Source organism: Pseudomonas sp. AFG_SD02_1510_Pfu_092, from assembly GCF_003331055.1.
GTDB lineage: Bacteria > Pseudomonadota > Gammaproteobacteria > Pseudomonadales > Pseudomonadaceae > Aquipseudomonas.
In genome coordinates this window covers 20838-36955 of the sequence record NZ_PUQD01000009.1, presented here as the reverse complement: position 1 = coordinate 36955, position 16118 = coordinate 20838, and the positions used below count along the sequence as shown (strand labels likewise).

General features: G+C 63.8%; 17 protein-coding genes. 6 read left to right on the top strand and 11 right to left on the bottom strand.

Annotation, left to right across the window (positions count from 1 at the left end):
• Positions 1–60 precede the first annotated feature (60 nt).
• The 8 genes from C6A77_RS06535 to pstS all read right to left on the bottom strand — a co-directional run bounded on the left by C6A77_RS06535 (position 61) and on the right by pstS (position 7635).
• Positions 61–834 carry a gamma-glutamyl-gamma-aminobutyrate hydrolase family protein gene (locus C6A77_RS06535; RefSeq protein ID WP_114168672.1) on the bottom strand — a complete coding sequence of 258 codons (774 nt, stop codon included), beginning with the start codon at positions 832–834 and terminating at the stop codon, positions 61–63.
• 61 nt (positions 835–895) lie between these two features.
• Complete coding sequence (locus C6A77_RS06530) at positions 896–2242, bottom strand: glutamine synthetase family protein (protein ID WP_114168670.1); 1347 nt, start codon at positions 2240–2242, stop codon at positions 896–898.
• A 206-nt stretch (positions 2243–2448) separates the two neighbouring features.
• Positions 2449–3048: a hypothetical protein gene (locus C6A77_RS06525; RefSeq protein WP_114168668.1), complete on the bottom strand. Its 600-nt coding sequence runs from the start codon at positions 3046–3048 to the stop codon at positions 2449–2451.
• On the bottom strand, positions 3048–3746 hold the full coding sequence (locus tag C6A77_RS06520) for a hypothetical protein (protein WP_114168666.1): 699 nt from the start codon (positions 3744–3746) through the stop codon (positions 3048–3050). The genes C6A77_RS06525 and C6A77_RS06520 overlap by 1 nt, the downstream gene beginning before the upstream one ends.
• A gap of 90 nt (positions 3747–3836) precedes the next feature.
• Positions 3837–4598, bottom strand: coding sequence for a phosphate ABC transporter ATP-binding protein PstB (pstB, locus tag C6A77_RS06515; protein ID WP_241507397.1), 762 nt, complete (start codon positions 4596–4598; stop codon positions 3837–3839).
• Between the two features lie 74 nt (positions 4599–4672).
• A complete protein-coding gene (gene pstA / locus C6A77_RS06510; protein WP_114168662.1) occupies positions 4673–5566 on the bottom strand; it encodes a phosphate ABC transporter permease PstA in 894 nt (297 codons plus the stop codon).
• Positions 5566–6531 (bottom strand): phosphate ABC transporter permease subunit PstC, encoded by a 966-nt coding sequence (gene pstC / locus C6A77_RS06505; RefSeq protein WP_114168660.1) that lies wholly within the window; start codon positions 6529–6531, stop codon positions 5566–5568. The genes pstA and pstC overlap by 1 nt, the downstream gene beginning before the upstream one ends.
• A 72-nt stretch (positions 6532–6603) precedes the next feature.
• Entirely contained in the window at positions 6604–7635 is a 1032-nt protein-coding gene (gene pstS / locus C6A77_RS06500) for a phosphate ABC transporter substrate-binding protein PstS (RefSeq protein ID WP_114168658.1), read from the bottom strand.
• A gap of 288 nt (positions 7636–7923) precedes the next feature.
• On the opposite strand from pstS, the gene C6A77_RS06495 reads away from it, so the two are divergent.
• Together C6A77_RS06495 and C6A77_RS06490 are read left to right on the top strand one after the other, a co-directional pair.
• Positions 7924–8304: a hypothetical protein gene (locus C6A77_RS06495; protein WP_114168656.1), complete on the top strand. Its 381-nt coding sequence runs from the start codon at positions 7924–7926 to the stop codon at positions 8302–8304.
• Positions 8305–8414: 110 nt separating this feature from the next.
• On the top strand, positions 8415–8792 hold the full coding sequence (locus C6A77_RS06490; RefSeq protein ID WP_114168655.1) for a termination factor Rho: 378 nt from the start codon (positions 8415–8417) through the stop codon (positions 8790–8792).
• 23 nt (positions 8793–8815) lie between these two features.
• Here C6A77_RS06490 and C6A77_RS06485 read toward each other — a convergent pair whose 3' ends face one another.
• Entirely contained in the window at positions 8816–9058 is a 243-nt protein-coding gene (locus tag C6A77_RS06485) for a hypothetical protein (RefSeq protein ID WP_114168795.1), read from the bottom strand.
• Between the two features lie 271 nt (positions 9059–9329).
• Here C6A77_RS06485 and C6A77_RS06480 point away from each other — a divergent pair, with 271 nt between their 5' ends.
• From C6A77_RS06480 to C6A77_RS06465, 4 genes are all read left to right on the top strand, one after another.
• Complete coding sequence (locus tag C6A77_RS06480; protein ID WP_114168653.1) at positions 9330–10205, top strand: universal stress protein; 876 nt, start codon at positions 9330–9332, stop codon at positions 10203–10205.
• A 303-nt stretch (positions 10206–10508) separates the two neighbouring features.
• Positions 10509–11735 carry an MFS transporter gene (locus C6A77_RS06475; protein ID WP_114168650.1) on the top strand — a complete coding sequence of 409 codons (1227 nt, stop codon included), beginning with the start codon at positions 10509–10511 and terminating at the stop codon, positions 11733–11735.
• 220 nt (positions 11736–11955) lie between these two features.
• Positions 11956–13797, top strand: a complete 1842-nt coding sequence (locus C6A77_RS06470) for a potassium transporter Kup (protein WP_114168794.1) — start codon at positions 11956–11958, stop codon at positions 13795–13797.
• A gap of 100 nt (positions 13798–13897) precedes the next feature.
• Complete coding sequence (locus tag C6A77_RS06465) at positions 13898–14230, top strand: hypothetical protein (protein WP_114168649.1); 333 nt, start codon at positions 13898–13900, stop codon at positions 14228–14230.
• Between the two features lie 54 nt (positions 14231–14284).
• Here C6A77_RS06465 and C6A77_RS06460 read toward each other — a convergent pair whose 3' ends face one another.
• Entirely contained in the window at positions 14285–14989 is a 705-nt protein-coding gene (locus C6A77_RS06460; protein ID WP_114168647.1) for an SDR family oxidoreductase, read from the bottom strand.
• A gap of 82 nt (positions 14990–15071) precedes the next feature.
• Complete coding sequence (locus C6A77_RS06455) at positions 15072–15977, bottom strand: LysR substrate-binding domain-containing protein (protein WP_114168646.1); 906 nt, start codon at positions 15975–15977, stop codon at positions 15072–15074.
• Between the last annotated feature and the right edge of the window lie 141 nt (positions 15978–16118).

The window sequence follows — 16118 nt, the reverse complement described above, 5'->3', positions numbered from 1 at the left end:
TCCATAAAGTGGCGCAGCCGTGCCGCGCGAGTACTGGTGGTATCGGGACGCGCTTGCCGTTCAAGCGGACTGCAACAGCAGTTGGCGCAGTACCGAGCGTTGCCGGCAGGCCTTGCCGAAGGCCTGGAAAATGCTCAGGTAATGCGGGTTGTCCATCACCTGGTACTCGGGGTGCCACTGCACGGCCAGGGCAAAGCCCTTGCTGTTCTCGACCGAAATCGCTTCCACCAGGCCATCGGGGGCCAGCGCTTCCACCCTCAGCCCGGGGGCCAGCACAGCGATGCCCTGGCCGTGAATGGAATTGACCTGGATGATCGCCGGCAGGCCGATGCGCTCGAGCATGCCGCCGGGCTCGATATGCAGGGCATGACGCGGGCCGTACTGCGTTTCGATGGGCTCGCCCTGGCCTTCACGGTGGTCCATGAATGTGCCGGTCTCGTGGACCTTCTGATGCAGGGTACCGCCCAGTGCCACGTTCATTTCCTGGAGGCCACGGCAAATGCCCAGCACCGGCACACCCGCGGCGATCGCCGCACGCATCAGCGGCAGCGTGGTGGCATCACGCAGCGGGTCGTGATGGGTGCCCGCCGCACTGGCCGCGCCGTTGTAGTGAAACGGTTCGATGTTCGACGGCGAACCGGTGAAGATCAGCCCATCCACCACCTCGAGAATATCGGCGCTATCGACCAGGTCGGCGAGGCTCGGGATCACGATGGGCAACCCGCACGCCGCCTGGGCCGCCGCGCGCGCGTACTTCTCGCTGATAGTCTGTACGGCATGCAGCTCGTGCATGCGGGTGCATGCGGTAATGCCGATAACGGGCACACGGGGCATAGCTTCCTCCGGCAAATCCATATTGCGCGTTGTGGTTGAAACGGTAAAAAAGCAGCGCCAGCTACAGGAACCAACGGTACTCGCGGGCATCGATGTGGTGCATGAAGTCCAGCTGCTCCTGGTATTTGTTTTCGCAATAAACCATCACGAACTCACTGCCCAGGCCCTGGTTGATCACCGGGTGGTGACGCATGGCCGCCAGCGCGCCAAGGGCATCCTTGGGGAAATCGATGCCGCTCGGGCGGTTGTCGTTCAGCGGGGCGATCGGTTCCAGGCCGCGCTCCAGGCCATGCTCCATGCCGGTCAGGATCGCCGCCAGGACCAGGTACGGGTTGGCATCGGCGCCGGCGAGGCGGTGTTCGATGCGCAGGTTCTGCGGGTCGGACTCGGGGATGCGAATGCACGCATCGCGGTCTTCGAAGCCCCAGCTGGCCTTGCTCGCCGCATTGACCATCGCGCCGTAGCGGCGGTAGGCATTGTGGTTGGGGGCGAAGATCGGCATGCAGTGCGGCAGCAGCTCCAGGCACCCCGCCACGGCATGGCGCAGCTTGCGCTGCTGCGCATCGGCCAGGATGTTGTTGCCGCTGGCGTCGTACAGGCTGACATGCACATGCATGCCGCTGCCCGGCGCGTCCAGGTAGGGCTTGCTCATGAAGCTGGCACGGTAGCCATGTTTCATCGCGATACCGCGGGTGCTGCGGCAGAACAGCGCCGACCAGTCCGCCGCGCTCAGGGCATCGTCGCTGTGGCAGAAGTTGATCTCGAACTGGCCGGGGCCCAGTTCTGCGGTGATGACGTTCGCCGGCACGCCCTGCTCGTTGGCGCCATCGACCATGTCGTGCAGTACCGAAGCGAAGCGCGACAGCCGCTCGATGTGCATGTTCGGCTGGTCGTCCGGGTCTTCGGTGGCGCTGTCGCGGGGGTACTGGGGCAGGCCGTTGTTCAGCTTGCGGTCGAACAGGTAGAACTCCAGCTCGAACGCCACCACCGGGCGGATGCCGCGGCTGGCCAGGCGCTGGAGTACCCGGGCCAGCACTTCACGGGGCTCGAACTCGATAGGCTTGGCGGTGCCATCGGAGGTGATCAGCATCTGCGCGAGCGGTTCCTGCTCCCAGCGCACCGGTTTCAAGGTGCCTGGCACCAGGCGCCGCGCGGCATCCGGGTCGCCGTCGGCGAAGCAGTAGTCACCGATCGGGTAAAGGCCACCCTGGGTGCCCAGCAACACGCAGTTCTGCGGCAGCTTCAGCGGCGCGCCGGCGGCAACCTTTTCCAGCATGTCCATGGGGTAGCGTTTGCCGTAGAAGTGCCCCGGAATATCCAGCGCGATCAGGTCGACATAGCGTATTTCTGGGTACCTGGCGCGGAACGCGCGCACTTCAGTCAGCAGATCCGGAAAGATGACACTCATCTTCTTGTCCTCCGTGAAATTTTTATATTTATTTTTCATGAAAAATTACATGAAAAATTTCACGAGTCAAGCCGAAACGGAAAATCTCAGGCGACAGGCAGCGGCCTGCCGGGATGGAGCGAGAGGGGAATAGCGAGGCAGCCGCTCAACTCCAAAGCCTTGGGGTGAGCTGCGAAGCGGGGTGGCGAAACGGGGCTTTGACGCCCTCAGGAGGCGAGGGCCTGGGCAGGCTGGCGTATAGGCATCTGATAGCGCTGCGGCTGCTGCCAGGCCAGTTGGGCCTGGACATCGAGCGCAGCATTCATCACTTTCTGCGCCCAGTTCTGGTCTTTAGGGCACACCACCACCACGCGAAAACCGTGATCGACGCCTTCCAGGCGGACACCTTCGGAATCATCGACATGCAGGTCGATGTCGAAGGCCGACGGCAGCTTCGAGGGGGCATTCTGCAGCCCGTTCATGGCCAGGATGTGCTGGTGGCGGTCACTGTTGACCACGCCATCGACACGGATGCCGTACAGCATCAGCCAGCGGCGGATGTAGGCTGGCGTACGCCCCGACGAGGTGTAGATCCAGATGCTGCAGCCCTGGCGGCGCAGGTCGCGGATCAGTGCGCGGGTACCACTGCGCAGCGGTTCACCCAGCCAGCGATGGACGAACGCCGGCAGCTTGCTGTGCTCGGCGGCGGCGTGCTCGGCCTGGCAGGCGAGCGTGTCGTCGATATCGAACGAAATGCGCACCTGCGGGCGATTGAACGTGCGCTGGATGACTTGCCGGCTGCGCTGGAGCAGGGATGACTGGTCCATCAACGGCCTCTCTGGCACGCAGGCGTGGGCCTGTCGCTGAGGAAGAACTTGCCGGGCGCGGGCGCCTTCGCTTCGAGGAACGCAGCGTACTTTTTCTTGATCTTGGGCAGTTCGTACAAAGCCATGACCCCATGCTTGGCAGAGTTGCGGATGACCGAGGACGGGTTGAAATACCCTTCGGCGTTGTCCAGGGAGAGCACGAAAGGCGGTAACCCGGCGCGCATCAGCAAGTAGCTGACAATCAGCGACCCGGTGCGGTTGTTGCCTTCGATGAACAGCTGCGGCTTGCTGAGAATGCGCACGTAGACACCCGCCGCGCGCTTCCAGATCGAGTCGCTGCCATACGCGCAGTACCAGTTGTAGAGGTCCTTGATGCCGCCCTCCACGTTATTGAAAAAGTGCGCCTCGGTCGCCGCCAGGTGCGCGGCGAACTCCAGCCGGCGGGCCGGGTCGCTGCCGCACAGTACGGTGGCGTTGATCTCCAGCATGAGGTTCAGTTGCTGCAGGTCAAACAGGTCGACACCCCGGGCGACATAGTCGTCAATCAGGGCATAGCCTTCAAGCACATTGCCCAGCACCTCGTCGGTGAACGGGTCACGCGGCTCGGTGAAATGCTGGCTGAGTTCGGCAAAGCGGCCTTGCACCTCACGCAGTGCGCGCTCTACCGCTGACAGATCAAGACGAGGCGTCGCTGGCATTGGAAATCCTGGGTAACACTTTGACAAAAGGTAACGCGACAGGGAGTGGCGGCCTTCCTGGCCCCCTCCCTGCCCCTTGGGCGTTACGGCTCAGCTGAACTTGCCGCTGATGTAGTCGGCGGTCAGTTGCTCGCGCGGGTCCTGGAAGATCTGCGTGGTCGGGCCCATTTCGACCAGGTAGCCGGTGCGGGTGCCCTTGGAAATATCGACCGAGAAGAACGCGGTGGTGTCGGCGACCCGAATCGCCTGCTGCATGTTGTGGGTGACCAGGGCAATGGTGTAGTTCTTCTTCAGCTCGACCATCAGCTCTTCCACCCGGCGGGTGGCGATCGGGTCGAGCGCCGAGCAGGGTTCGTCGAGCAGCAGCACTTCCGGCTCGGTGGCGATGGCACGGGCGATGCACAGCCGCTGCTGCTGCCCACCGGACAGGGCCAGGCCGCTGACCTTGAGCTTGTCCTTCACTTCGTCCCACAGCGCGGCGCCTTGCAGCGCGTGCTTGACGCGGTCGCCGATGTCACCCTTGTAGCGGTTCAGGCGCAGGCCGAAGGCGACGTTGTCGAAAATGCTCATGGAGAACGGGTTGGGCTGCTGGAACACCATGCCGATGTAGCGGCGCACCACCACCGGGTCGACGCCCTTGCCGTAGACATCCTGGCCAAGGAAATGCACATGGCCTTCGAAGCGGAAGCCTTTTACCAGGTCGTTCATGCGGTTGAGGCTGCGCAGCACGGTACTCTTGCCGCAGCCGGACGGCCCGATGAAGCCGGTGATCTCGTTTTTGCGGATCGGCACGTGGCTGTCGCGAACGGCCATGAAGTTGCCGTAGAAGATCTTGTCCAGCTTGCAGTCCATGACGATGGGGGCTTCGCTGACCACGGGAGCGGCTTTTGGCGCAGTGGATACGTTCAAGGTGGATGCTCCCTTTCTCAGTACTTGGGCTTGCCGAAGACTCGGCTCAAAATGTTGATTACCAGCACGATCATCACCAGTACCAGCGAGGCCGCCCAGGCGAGCTCGAGCTGGTTGTCGAAGGGCATGCCGGAGAAGTTGTAGATCAGCACGGCAAGCGAAGCCGTGGGGTTCATCACGGCCAGGTCGCCGTCATGCAGGATCCAGTAGTTGCTGAACAGCGCGGTGAACAGCAGCGGCGCGGTTTCGCCGGCGGCACGGGCGACCGCCAGCATGACGCCGGTGAGGATCGCCGGCAGGCCAGTGGGAAGGACGATCTTGCAGATCACCTGGGCGCGCGTGCAGCCCATGCCGTAGGCGGCGTCCTTCATGATCTTGGGCACCATCTTCATCGACTCTTCAGCGGTCAGCACGACGATCGGCAGCATCAGTACCGCCAGGGCCACGCCGCCGGCGGGTGCCGAGTAGGTGCCGGTGGTCATCACCACCAGGGCGTAGGCGAATACCCCGGCCAGGATCGACGGCAGGCCGGTGAGCATCTTGGCGGCGAAGCGCGCGGCGTTGGCCAGCTTGCTGTCCGGGCCCAGTTCGGCGAGGAACACCGCGGCCAGGATGCCGACCGGCACGGCAATGGCGGCGGCAATGCCGACCATGACGAAGGTGCCGACCATGGCGTTGCCAAAGCCCCCGCCCATTTCGAAACCGGTGGGTGGCAGCTCGGTGAACACTTCCAGGTTGAGGCGGGCACCGCCACGGGTGACCAGCATGTACAGCACCGAGATCAGCGGCACACTGGCCACCAGCGCGGCGAACCAGGCCAGCGTGGTCAGCACCAGGCTGCGCAGCGAGCGGCCTTCCAGCTTGCGCTGCAGGCTGGGCAGGGCTTTTGTCGGGGTGGAGAGGTCAGTCATCATTTATTACCCCGCTGGGCGTAGAGCATGATCATCGAGCCGAGCACGTTCACCAGCAGGGTGATGAACATCAGTACCAGTGCGGCGTACATCAGCACCTCGACCTCGTTCGGGCCGGCCTCCGGGAAGTTCAGGGCAAGCAACGCCGCCAGGGTGTTGGCCGGGGCGAACAAGGACAGGGAAATGGTGTTGGCATTGCCCACCAGCATCGCCAGGGCCATGGTTTCCCCCAGCGCCCGGCCCAGGCCGAGGACCAGCGAACCGAAGATGCCGGTGGCCGCCGAGGGCACCATCACCTTGAGGATGGCTTCCCAGTGGGTAGCGCCCAGGCCGTAGGCGGCCTGCTTGGTTTTCATCGGCACGCTGGTCAGCGCGTCCTGCGAAACGGCGGCGATGGTCGGCAGGATCATGATCGCCAGCACCAGCGCAGCGGGCAGCAGCCCGGGGCCGCTCAGGGAGGTGCCGAAAAACGGAATGAAGCCCAGCTCGCTGTTCAGCCAGGTGGTCAGCGGGCGAATGGCCGGGATCACCACATAGATGCCCCACAGGCCGTACACCACGCTGGGGATGGCCGCGAGCAGCTCGACGATGGTGCGAAACACCGACGCCAGCCGGGCCGGAAGAAAGTCCTGGGTGAGGAAAATGGCCATGCTGACGCCGAAGAAACCGGCGATCAGCAGGGCGATCAGCGCACTGTACAGGGTGCCCCAGATCGCTGGCAGAATACCGTACTTGCCCTGGTTGACGTCCCACACGCTGCCGAACAGCACGTCGAAGCCGTGCTTCTCGATACCTGGCAGTGCCTTGCGGCCCACTTCGTAGACCAGCGCGACGACCAGCGCCAACACCAGCACCACACCGATGCGCGCAAGCGCACGGAAGGTGCGATCGACCAGGAAGTCTTTCGCGGACGGGGGCTGGCACGCGGAGTCGGGGTTAGCCGGGATGGCAAAAGGTGTGTTCATTGGCAAGTTCCAGGACAAAGGGCAAACACCCCCGGCCTGGCCGTACGGCCACACCGGGAGCGCCTGTGGGTGTTACTGGATGTTGGCGGACGCTTTGCGAACCTGGTCGACCACCGACGCCGGCAGCGGGATGTAGCCCATCGAGTCGGCAATCTTCTGGCCTTCGGTCAGGCTGTACTCGACCATGTCGCGCATGGCTTTGGCCTTGGCCGGGTTGCCGTTGTCCTTGCGGAAGATCATCCAGGTGTAGGAGGTGATCGGGTACGACTTGGCGCCGTCCGGGTCAGGCAGCCAGGCCACCAGGTTTTCCGGCATGTTCACCGCAGCCAGCGCCTCGGCACCGCTTTCGGCGTTCGGCACGACGTACTGGCCGGCCTTGTTCTGCAGCTGGGCGAAGTCGACCTTGGCCAGCTTGGCGAAGCCATATTCGATGTAGCCGATTGCGCCTGGAGTCTGGCGCACGGTAGCGGTTACGCCATCGTTCTTCGGCGACTTGATGAACTTGTCGCTGGCCGGCCAGTTGACGGTGTTGCCTTCACCCAGCGCTTGCTTGAAGTCGGCGTTGATGGCCGACAGGTGCTTGGTGAATACCGCCGTGGTGCCGCTGGAGTCGGCACGCACGACTACGGTGATCGGCGTGGCGGGCAGCTTCAGCTCTGGGTTGGCTGCGGCGATCTGCGGGTCGTTCCACTGGGTGATCTTGCCGAGGAAGATGTTCGAGTACACATCGCGCGGCAGCTTCAGCCCTTTCGGGTTGCCCGGCAGGTTGTAGGCCAGGACGATTTCACCGGCGGTCATCGGCAGCAGTTGCACACCCTCGCCGACCTTGGCGATTTCTTCAGGTTTCATCGCCGAGTCGCTGGCGGCGAAGTCGACGGTCTTGTTCAGAAAATCCTGAACACCCGCCCCGCTGCCCTTGGACTGATAGTCGACGGTGACACCGTCGGTTTCCTTGCTGAAGGCCTTGAACCAGGTCAGGTAGATCGGGGCCGGGAAGCTGGCGCCGGAACCGGTCAGGCGGACATTCTCTGCGGCAAAGGAGGCCGAGGTGGCGCAAAGCGAAACGGCAACGGCGAGTGCAGCAGTCTTCATCAGGCGTATCATCGAAAAGCGCTCCGTGTGATGGCCGGCACACTTTGCAGCAGCAATGTTACAGCTTTGTGACCGATGAATGGCAGGCGGCAGGGTAGAGCCGCCGGGCCTGGCCATCACGGCGCATGCCGGCTTTCCAGGGCACCTATACATTCGAATATGCAAGGGCCAAAGCTAACCTTCCGATGTGTCGATTGCATGACCATTTTGCCGGGCGGGCGCCCGTCCGTCGCCAGCGTGGCACCCGGGCGCAGGATGCGGGCCGAACAGTGGGTGACTCACTGGAAAAGGAGATTCACCATGAAACCGATGATGGCTCGATCACTACTGCTCTCCCTGTGCCTGGGCATGAGCGCGCCCCTGGCGCTCGCCGCCACCAACAGTGTCGATCAGCCGGCCCCGGGCGGCCAGCCTCACGACAATGGTCAAATGAATGGCCAAGGCGGGGCGAGCGGCTCCGGCACCCCGGCCGATGGTATGGGTACCGGCACCGGCGGCACGGGTGACAACGGCACCGACAGCACCGGTGGCGACGGCACCACCGGGGGTACGGGTACAGGAAGCGGCACGGGGACCGGTGGTTCGGGTAACGGCAGCGGTGGCGGCACGGGTGGCGCCGGCGGTGCGGGCGGTGCAGGTGCTGGCGGTGCAGGGGGCGGTGGCGGGGGCTCTGGAAGCTGAAGCCCTGGCAGTCGAGCGCCTGGCATGGCGACACCACTCGTCCATTGCCCGGCACTCTGCCCATGCGCCCGGTTTCAACCGTTCAGGCAAACCCTGCAGGAGTGAAGACCATGCCCCGCGGCGACAAGGACAAATACACCGACAAGCAGAAGCGCAAGGCCGAACATATCGAGGATAGCTACGAACACAAGGGCGTCCCGAAGGAGGAAGCTGAGGCCCGCGCCTGGGCGACCGTCAACAAGCAGTCCGGTGGCGGCGAGAAGCGAGGCGGCTCGGGCAGCAAGACGTCTTCTGGCGAGAAAAAGACTGCACGTTCCGACTCGGCCAAGCGCGCCGCCAGTTCACGCCAGGGCCATTCGCGGAGCTCGCCCGGCTCGCTGGAGACACAAAGCAAGCAAAGCCTGATGAAAGAAGCGCGTAGCAAAGATATCAAAGGGCGCTCGAAGATGACCAAGGCCCAATTAGTGGAAGCACTTGCGCGGGCCTGACCCAGGCCCTGCGCTTTTACTTTTCAGGCCGTATGGCCCATCCCTGCAACGTCCGCCGCATCGGTGTCCCGGCAACTGTTGCGCGATGCGCAGACGAATTCTGCCTCCGCGCGCGTCGGGTAGTTGAGCGGCAGGCGCATCTTCTCCTGTGTGTCGTAGAGGTCGTAGCCCTCCCCCAGCAGCGCGGGAAACCCAAGCATGCGAGGGTAAACCTCTTTTTTTAGCGGCACAGCGGGAACCACAACAAAGCGCGTCTGCATGATCATCCCCCTCCCCGGCAATTTCTTAGTATTAGTACCGTTACAGGAAAGCATCAAGCTGACTCATGCAATCCATTGCCAAGCCGTCAGATCGTGTCATGAGATGAAAACACAGGGCCTCACGGTGGCGGACGATCTGGTTGACGTAAATCAAGCCACCGCGCCGGGTTCGCGAGACGATGGCAGCCAGCAAGGAATGAACCACAACCGCCAGGCGCAGCGTGCTCAAAGGCTATCGCCCTCGTCACTGCGCGCGGCTTTGGCCAAGGAGCCCCACATGAGCCCGCTGAACCACGTACTGGTCGCCACCGACCTGTCCACTTCCGCCCGCAACGCGGCCGAACGCGCTGCCCAGCTGAGCCAGGCGCAACAGGCCTCACTGGACCTGCTGTACGTTGCCAACCCGGTACCTTTCGAGCGCTTGAAGCAACTGCTGGTGCCTGACGACGACTTATTGAAACGGGTACTCGATACCGCTGGCGAAAAAATTCGTGCGTTGGCGGCATTGCTGTTCCAGCGTCACGCCATCGCCGCTGGCGTGCAGGTGGCGCACGGCGCGGTGGTTGCAGAAATCACCCGCGTGGTGCAGGACAAAGGCAGCAACTTGCTGGTATGTGGGGCGAAGGGCCAAAGCGTGGCTCGACGCCTGCTGCTCGGCTCCACGGTGCACAAGCTGCTGAACCGCATGCCCTGCCCGTTGCTGGTGGTCAAGCAGGCACCCCGTGACGCCTACCGCACCGTGCTGGTTCCGGTTGATTTCTCGGCGTCGTCCTTGCGCGCCATCGAACGGGCGAAAGCCGTTGCGCCGCAGGCGGAAATCGTTCTGCTGCATGTGTACGAGGCGCCGTTCGAAAGCAGCATGCGCTTCGCCCATATCGACCGCGACACCCTCACCCACTATCGCAATGTCATCCGCAAGGATGCCGTGCAGCAGCTGGCGGCCCTCGCGGAAGCCGCCGGGTTGGCCGATGCCCGGCAAATCATCGTGCACGGTGACCCTGGCTGGCGCATTGCCGAGCAGGAGCAGGTACTGGAATGCGACCTGATCGTGGTCGGCAAGCAAGGGGAAAGTGCGTTTGAAGAACTGCTGATCGGCAGCGTCACCAAGCATGTGCTGAATGAGTGCCAGTGTGATGTGCTGGTGTCGCCATAGGCTGAACCCCGCCCCCATGGCCGCAAGCCTAGTGCTGTACCTGTGGGAGCGGGCGCGCCCGCGAACACCGGCGTAGCCGGTGCCAGACACCGCGTCGCCTTCTTCGCGGGCATGCCCGCTCCCACAGGATTCTGCGGCGCGCCTGCCGCTCCCTGCGCCAGGCGTTTCATCGATTGCGCTGATGTTCATTATCGACCGTCCCGCCTGTTGGCCGCGCAAAAACGCCACTTATAATCGCCGTCCGGTTTTGCCCCGCTCCTGCGCCTGCGTCAGGCGACCTCTTCTCTCTTGGAATCCACATTCATGCCAAGTGCCAGCCAGGCCCCTCGCGGCCTCCCCGAACATAATCAACAAAGCGTCAGCCAGCAGTGGCTGGCGATTCTCTCGGTCGCGGTGGGTGCCTTCGCCCTGGTGACCAGCGAGTTCCTGCCGGTCGGCGTACTCAACGATGTCGCCAGCGACCTCGGCATCAGTGCCGGCCACGCCGGGCTGATGGTGACCCTGCCCGGAATCATGGCCGCCCTCGCCGCCCCGTTGCTGTCGGTGGGCATTGGCACCCTGGACCGGCGCTACCTGCTGATCGGCCTGACGCTGATCATGATCATCGCCAACGCAGTGGTGGCCTACGCCAGTGACTTCAGCCTGCTGCTGTTCGGTCGCGTGCTGCTGGGCGTCAGCATCGGCGGCTTCTGGGCGACCGCTATTGCCCTCAGCGGGCGCCTGGCGCCCAAGGGGGTCGGCGTGGCTCAGGCCACCTCGATCATCATGGTCGGGGTCACCCTGGCCACCGTGCTGGGCGTGCCAGTAGGCACCTGGCTAAGTGGCCTGCTGGGCTGGCGCATGACCTTTCTGGTCACCGCGCTGGTGGGCGTACCGGTGCTGCTTGCGCAGGTCCTGCTGCTGCCGCGCCTGACCCCGGACAAGGCCATTCGCATCAGCGACCTGCCGGCGCTGTTCATCAACCCACAAGCGCGGGTTGGCCTGATCGCCGTGCTGCTGATCGGCCTGGCGCACTTTGCCGCCTACACCTATGTCGCGCCGTTCTTCAAACAGAGTTCCGGCTTCGATGGGCCGACCATTGGCTCCTTGCTGCTGCTTTATGGCGTGGCCGGGGTTTTCGGCAACATCTTCGCCGGTTTTGCCGCCAACCGCAGTGTGCGCCACACCCTGCTGCTGGTAGCGCTGATGATCGGCGCCAGCACCGCCCTGTTCCCCCATTTCGCCACCGGCATGACCGGCGCGGCGATGCTGATCGGGCTGTGGGGCTTCGCGTTCGGCGCCTTCCCGGCATGCGCCAGCATCTGGATGTTCGTCGTCGCGCCCAAGGATGTGGAACGCGGCATGCCGCTGTTCGTCGCCATGTTCCAGGTGATCATCGCGCTGGGCTCGTTCTTCGGCGGGCGGATCGTCGACCAGCTGGGCAGCTCGGTGCTGTTGAGCCTGGCCACGGCGCTGGTGGGCTGCGGTTTCGCCACGGTGCTGGTGCTGGGGCGTAACGTCAGCAACAGCCTCGCGGCGCAACCTGGCTGATTGCCGCCGCTGCATCGATATGCGCTGCCGCCCCGGCAGGGGCTGCAGCGCTGATTTTTTACGTTCTTTTTACGACTGGACCGACCGCTTCAAGGAATACTGGCCGCGCGATGGCCAGGGATGGCATGCACTTCTACCCGCCCGTCCAGAGAAGCCCTGAGTGAGCCAGCCCACCGTTACCGCAAACCAATCCCTTCCCGGCAAGACCAACGCCATCGGTATGCTCGTCGCCGCTGTCGGCGTGGTGTATGGCGATATCGGCACCAGCCCGCTGTACACCCTCAAGGAGGTGTTCGCCGGTCACTATGGCGTGCAGGCCAACACGGCCGGGGTACTCGGCGTGTTGTCGCTGGTGTTCTGGTCGTTGCTGTGGGTGGTGTCGCTCAAGTACGTGTTGTTCATCCTGCGGGCCGACAACCAGGGCGAAGGCGGCATCATGGCCCTGACCGCCCTGGCCCATCGGGCGGCAGCGCCGTACAAGCGGCTGGGCAGGCTGCTGGTGCTGCTCGGCCTGTTCGGCGCCGCGCTGTTCTACGGCGACAGCATGATCACCCCGGCGATTTCCGTGCTATCGGCGGTCGAGGGGCTGCAACTGGCCTTCGACGGTATCGAACACTGGGTCGTGCCGCTGTCGGTAGTGGTGCTGGTGGCCTTGTTTCTGATCCAGAAGCACGGCACTGCGCGCATCGGCATTCTGTTCGGGCCGATCATGGTGGTGTGGTTCATCGTGCTGGGGGCGCTGGGCGTGCAGGGCATCGTCCAGCGCCCGGAAGTGCTGCAGGCGCTCAACCCGCTGTGGGCGGTGAAATTCTTCGTGCTGCACCCGGGCATGGGCGTAGCGATTCTGGGTGCGGTGGTGCTGGCGCTGACCGGCGCCGAAGCGCTCTACGCCGACATGGGCCACTTTGGCCGCAAACCGATTGCCCGGGCCTGGTTCTTGCTGGTGCTGCCCGGCCTGCTGCTGAACTACTTCGGCCAGGGCGCGTTGATCCTCGGCGACCCGCAGGCAGTGCGCAACCCGTTCTATCTGCTGGCACCCGAGTGGGCCCTGCTGCCGATGGTCGGGCTGGCGACACTGGCCACCATCATCGCCTCCCAGGCCGTGATCTCCGGTGCGTTCTCGCTGACCCGCCAGGCCATCCAGCTGGGCTACGTACCACGCATGTTCATCCAGCACACTTCCAGCGAGGAACAGGGGCAGATCTACATCGGCATGGTGAATTGGGCGCTGATGGTTGGCGTGGTGCTGCTGGTGGTCGGCTTCGAGTCGTCCGGTGCGCTTGCGGCGGCCTATGGCGTTGCCGTGACCGGGACCATGCTGATCACCACCCTGCTGGCATCGGCCGTGGTGCTGTTGCTGTGGAAGGCACCTCGCTGGCTGGCGGTGCCGATGCTGCTGGCCTTGCTGCTGGTCGACAGCCTGTATTTTGCCGCCAACGCACCGAAGATTTTCCAGGGCGGTGCGTTTCCGGTCATAGCGGGGTTGGCGCTGTTCGTCCTGATGACCACCTGGAAGCGCGGGCGCAGAATCATTGTCGAGCGCCTGGACGAGAGCTCGCTGCCGCTGGACCTGTTCATTGCCAGCCTCAAGGCCCAGCCACCTCACCGCGTGGGCGGCACGGCGGTATTCCTGTCCGCCAGGCCCGAGGCGGTGCCGCACGCGTTGTTGCACAACCTGCTGCATAACCAGGTGCTGCATGAACAAGTGGTGCTGTTGACCGTGGTGTTCGAGGATGCACCGCGGGTCAGTGCTGACAAGCGCTGCGAGGTAGAGGCCTATGGTGACGGTTTCTTCCGCATGAACGTGCATTTCGGTTTCATCGAAGAGCCCGATGTGCCGCTGGCGCTAAGCCGCTGCCAGCGTGCGGACCTGGCGTTCGGCCCCATGCGCACCACCTATTTCCTCAGCCGGGAAACCGTCATTGCCGGCAAGCGGATGGGCATGGCGCGCTGGCGGGAACACTTGTTTGCCTTCTTGCTGAAGAACGCCAACAGCAACCTGAAGTACTTCAAACTGCCGCTGAACCGAGTGATCGAGCTGGGCACTCAGGTCGAGATCTGAACTGACCGCCAGGTGCATGCCGCTGGCTGGAACTAAAATAGAAAGCCTGTGTCGTATCCGCACCCAAGCTCCCCCCTACGCCTTCTGGAGGCGAACACACATGAAAAAAACCCTGCTAGCCGTCTTTACCTGTGCCCTGGCATTCGGCGCAACCGCATTGTTGCCGGCCAGTGTTTCACCGATTGGTTCAGCGTATGCCAAGGGCGGTGGCAACGGCGGTGGGCATGGCGGCGGCAAGGGGGGCGTCAACGGCAATGGTGGCGGTTATGAAAGCGATCACGCCGGCAAGGCCACGCGCAACCATGGCGAGAGCGGTAATCACTATGGCAGCCTGCGCAACGATGACAATGGCCGTGGTACTACCCGCTCGGCCACTGCCCATTCCAGGGAACACAATGCACCCGGGCGGTCTTCTTCGAAACATGACCGCTGACTGACCAAGGCTCAAGGCTCGGCCATGCTGCCAACCGCAGCACGCTGACGGCGGTCAGACGCTACGCGTCAGGCCGCCATCGACCTTGATGTTCTGCCCGGTGATATAGGCGGCGCCTTCGCTGGCGAGAAAGGCAATGGTCGCGGCAATCTCCTCGCTACTGCCATAACGCTTGAGCGGGACGCTGTCGCGACGCTGTTCCGTCGCCGGCAGGCTGTCGATCCAGCCAGGCAACACGTTGTTGATGCGCACATTGTCGGCGGCATAGGTGTCGGCGAAAATCTTGCTGAATGCGGCCAGCCCCGCGCGGAACACGGCGGATGTGGGGAACATTTCGTTGGGCTCGAATGCCCAGGCAGTGGAGATGTTGATGATCACCCCGCCCTGCTGCCGCTGCATGATCGGCGTGACCAGGCGTGTCGGGCGGATGACATTGAGCAGGTAGGTGTCCATACCTTTGTGCCAGTCTTCGTCGCTGATTTCCAGGATCGGTGCGCGCGGACCGTGGCCAGCGCTGTTGACCAGCACATCGACGCGCCCCCACTGCTCGACCACGGCATCCACCAGGCGCTGCAGGTCCTCGAGCGACTGGTTGCTGCCGGTAACCCCGATACCGCCCAGTTCCCTGGCCAGCGCTTCGCCCTTGCCCGAGGACGACAGGATGCCGACCTTGAAGCCCTCGGCAGCCAGGCGCCGCGCCGCAGCTGCGCCCATGCCGCTGCCACCGGCGGTGATGATGGCTACTTTGTTCCCAGACATATTGCCCCCTTCGATGATGGATTCTGCACGTGCATTCACCCTAGCAGCCATGCCGGTACGCAGGGAGACAGCCTGGCGTTGCCTAGACAGTAGATTTTCTTTCGCCTACCTGAGCCTTTAGCCAGGCCATGACGATGGGCAGGGCCGCGGGCGGCTGCGCCTTGCGCGGCCACACCAGGTAGAACGCCTTGTCCAGCCGCAGTTGCTGGGGGAATACCTGCACCAGCCGGCCGGCGGCGAGGTCATCGCTGACGAAGGCCTGGCTGGCCAGGGTGATGCCCTGCCCGCCGATGGCGGCTTCGATGGCCAGCGAGGTCTGGTTGAAGCGCACGGTCTTCGCCGTGGCTGGCGGGTGGCCTGGAAACACCGTAGCGCAAAACTGCGGCCAGAAGTTGTGCGCATCGTGTAACGCCACATAACGCTGCAAGGCGGCGAAATCCCCGGGCCAGCCTGCGCTGGCCAACAACCCAGGGCTGGCCACCGCGATCACCGCCGGGGCCATCAGCAACTCGGCGTTCAACCCGTTGGCGAACGGCGGCTGGCCATAACGCACGGCCAGGTCCACAGCATCGGTATGAAAGTGCGAAAGCCGCTCGGTGGCCAACACCCGCAGGTCAATCTCGGGGTTGCGCTCGGCAAAATCCCCAAGCCTGGGGATCAGCCATTTCGAGGCAAAGGTTGGCGTTACGCTGACCGTAAGATGCGCGGGTGCCGGGCGCAGCAGCCGCGTGGCTTCGTCGATCATCGCCAGGGCGTTGCGTACGCTGGTGCTGTAGGCGTGGCCGGCGTCGGTCAGGCCAAGGCCGCGCGGCAAGCGCTCGAACAGGCGAACCTGCAGGCCGGCTTCCAGGCCGCGTATCTGCTGGGCCACGGCCGCCTGGGTGACACCGATTTCCTCGGCCGCCAGGCGGAAGTTCAAGTGGCGCGCCACCACTTCGAACACCCGTAGTGCATTGAGTGAGGGCAACCCGGGGAAACCTGCAGGCATGGCGATGATTTTTCTATTGGCTGATCAGCAGTAGTCCACGAGGCTACCTTCATCGGCCAGGGAAGTCGATGGCTGCCCGCGCTTCCCCGATCAAGGCTAAATGTAATTAATTGCAACGGTGCGGCCTGCGCTATTGCGAGC

Bases quoted from the DNA above. Each gene is read 5' to 3' on its own strand.
- C6A77_RS06535 (WP_114168672.1), bottom strand. From the start codon at position 834: ATGCCCCGTGTGCCCGTTATCGGCATTACCGCATGCACCCGCATGCAC.
- C6A77_RS06530 (WP_114168670.1), bottom strand. From the start codon at position 2,242: ATGAGTGTCATCTTTCCGGATCTGCTGACTGAAGTGCGCGCGTTCCGC.
- C6A77_RS06525 (WP_114168668.1), bottom strand. From the start codon at position 3,048: ATGGACCAGTCATCCCTGCTCCAGCGCAGCCGGCAAGTCATCCAGCGC.
- C6A77_RS06520 (WP_114168666.1), bottom strand. From the start codon at position 3,746: ATGCCAGCGACGCCTCGTCTTGATCTGTCAGCGGTAGAGCGCGCACTG.
- pstB (WP_241507397.1), bottom strand. From the start codon at position 4,598: ATGGACTGCAAGCTGGACAAGATCTTCTACGGCAACTTCATGGCCGTT.
- pstA (WP_114168662.1), bottom strand. From the start codon at position 5,566: ATGACTGACCTCTCCACCCCGACAAAAGCCCTGCCCAGCCTGCAGCGC.
- pstC (WP_114168660.1), bottom strand. From the start codon at position 6,531: ATGAACACACCTTTTGCCATCCCGGCTAACCCCGACTCCGCGTGCCAG.
- pstS (WP_114168658.1), bottom strand. From the start codon at position 7,635: ATGATACGCCTGATGAAGACTGCTGCACTCGCCGTTGCCGTTTCGCTT.
- C6A77_RS06495 (WP_114168656.1), top strand. From the start codon at position 7,924: ATGAAACCGATGATGGCTCGATCACTACTGCTCTCCCTGTGCCTGGGC.
- C6A77_RS06490 (WP_114168655.1), top strand. From the start codon at position 8,415: ATGCCCCGCGGCGACAAGGACAAATACACCGACAAGCAGAAGCGCAAG.
- C6A77_RS06485 (WP_114168795.1), bottom strand. From the start codon at position 9,058: ATGATCATGCAGACGCGCTTTGTTGTGGTTCCCGCTGTGCCGCTAAAA.
- C6A77_RS06480 (WP_114168653.1), top strand. From the start codon at position 9,330: ATGAGCCCGCTGAACCACGTACTGGTCGCCACCGACCTGTCCACTTCC.
- C6A77_RS06475 (WP_114168650.1), top strand. From the start codon at position 10,509: ATGCCAAGTGCCAGCCAGGCCCCTCGCGGCCTCCCCGAACATAATCAA.
- C6A77_RS06470 (WP_114168794.1), top strand. From the start codon at position 11,956: ATGCTCGTCGCCGCTGTCGGCGTGGTGTATGGCGATATCGGCACCAGC.
- C6A77_RS06465 (WP_114168649.1), top strand. From the start codon at position 13,898: ATGAAAAAAACCCTGCTAGCCGTCTTTACCTGTGCCCTGGCATTCGGC.
- C6A77_RS06460 (WP_114168647.1), bottom strand. From the start codon at position 14,989: ATGTCTGGGAACAAAGTAGCCATCATCACCGCCGGTGGCAGCGGCATG.
- C6A77_RS06455 (WP_114168646.1), bottom strand. From the start codon at position 15,977: ATGCCTGCAGGTTTCCCCGGGTTGCCCTCACTCAATGCACTACGGGTG.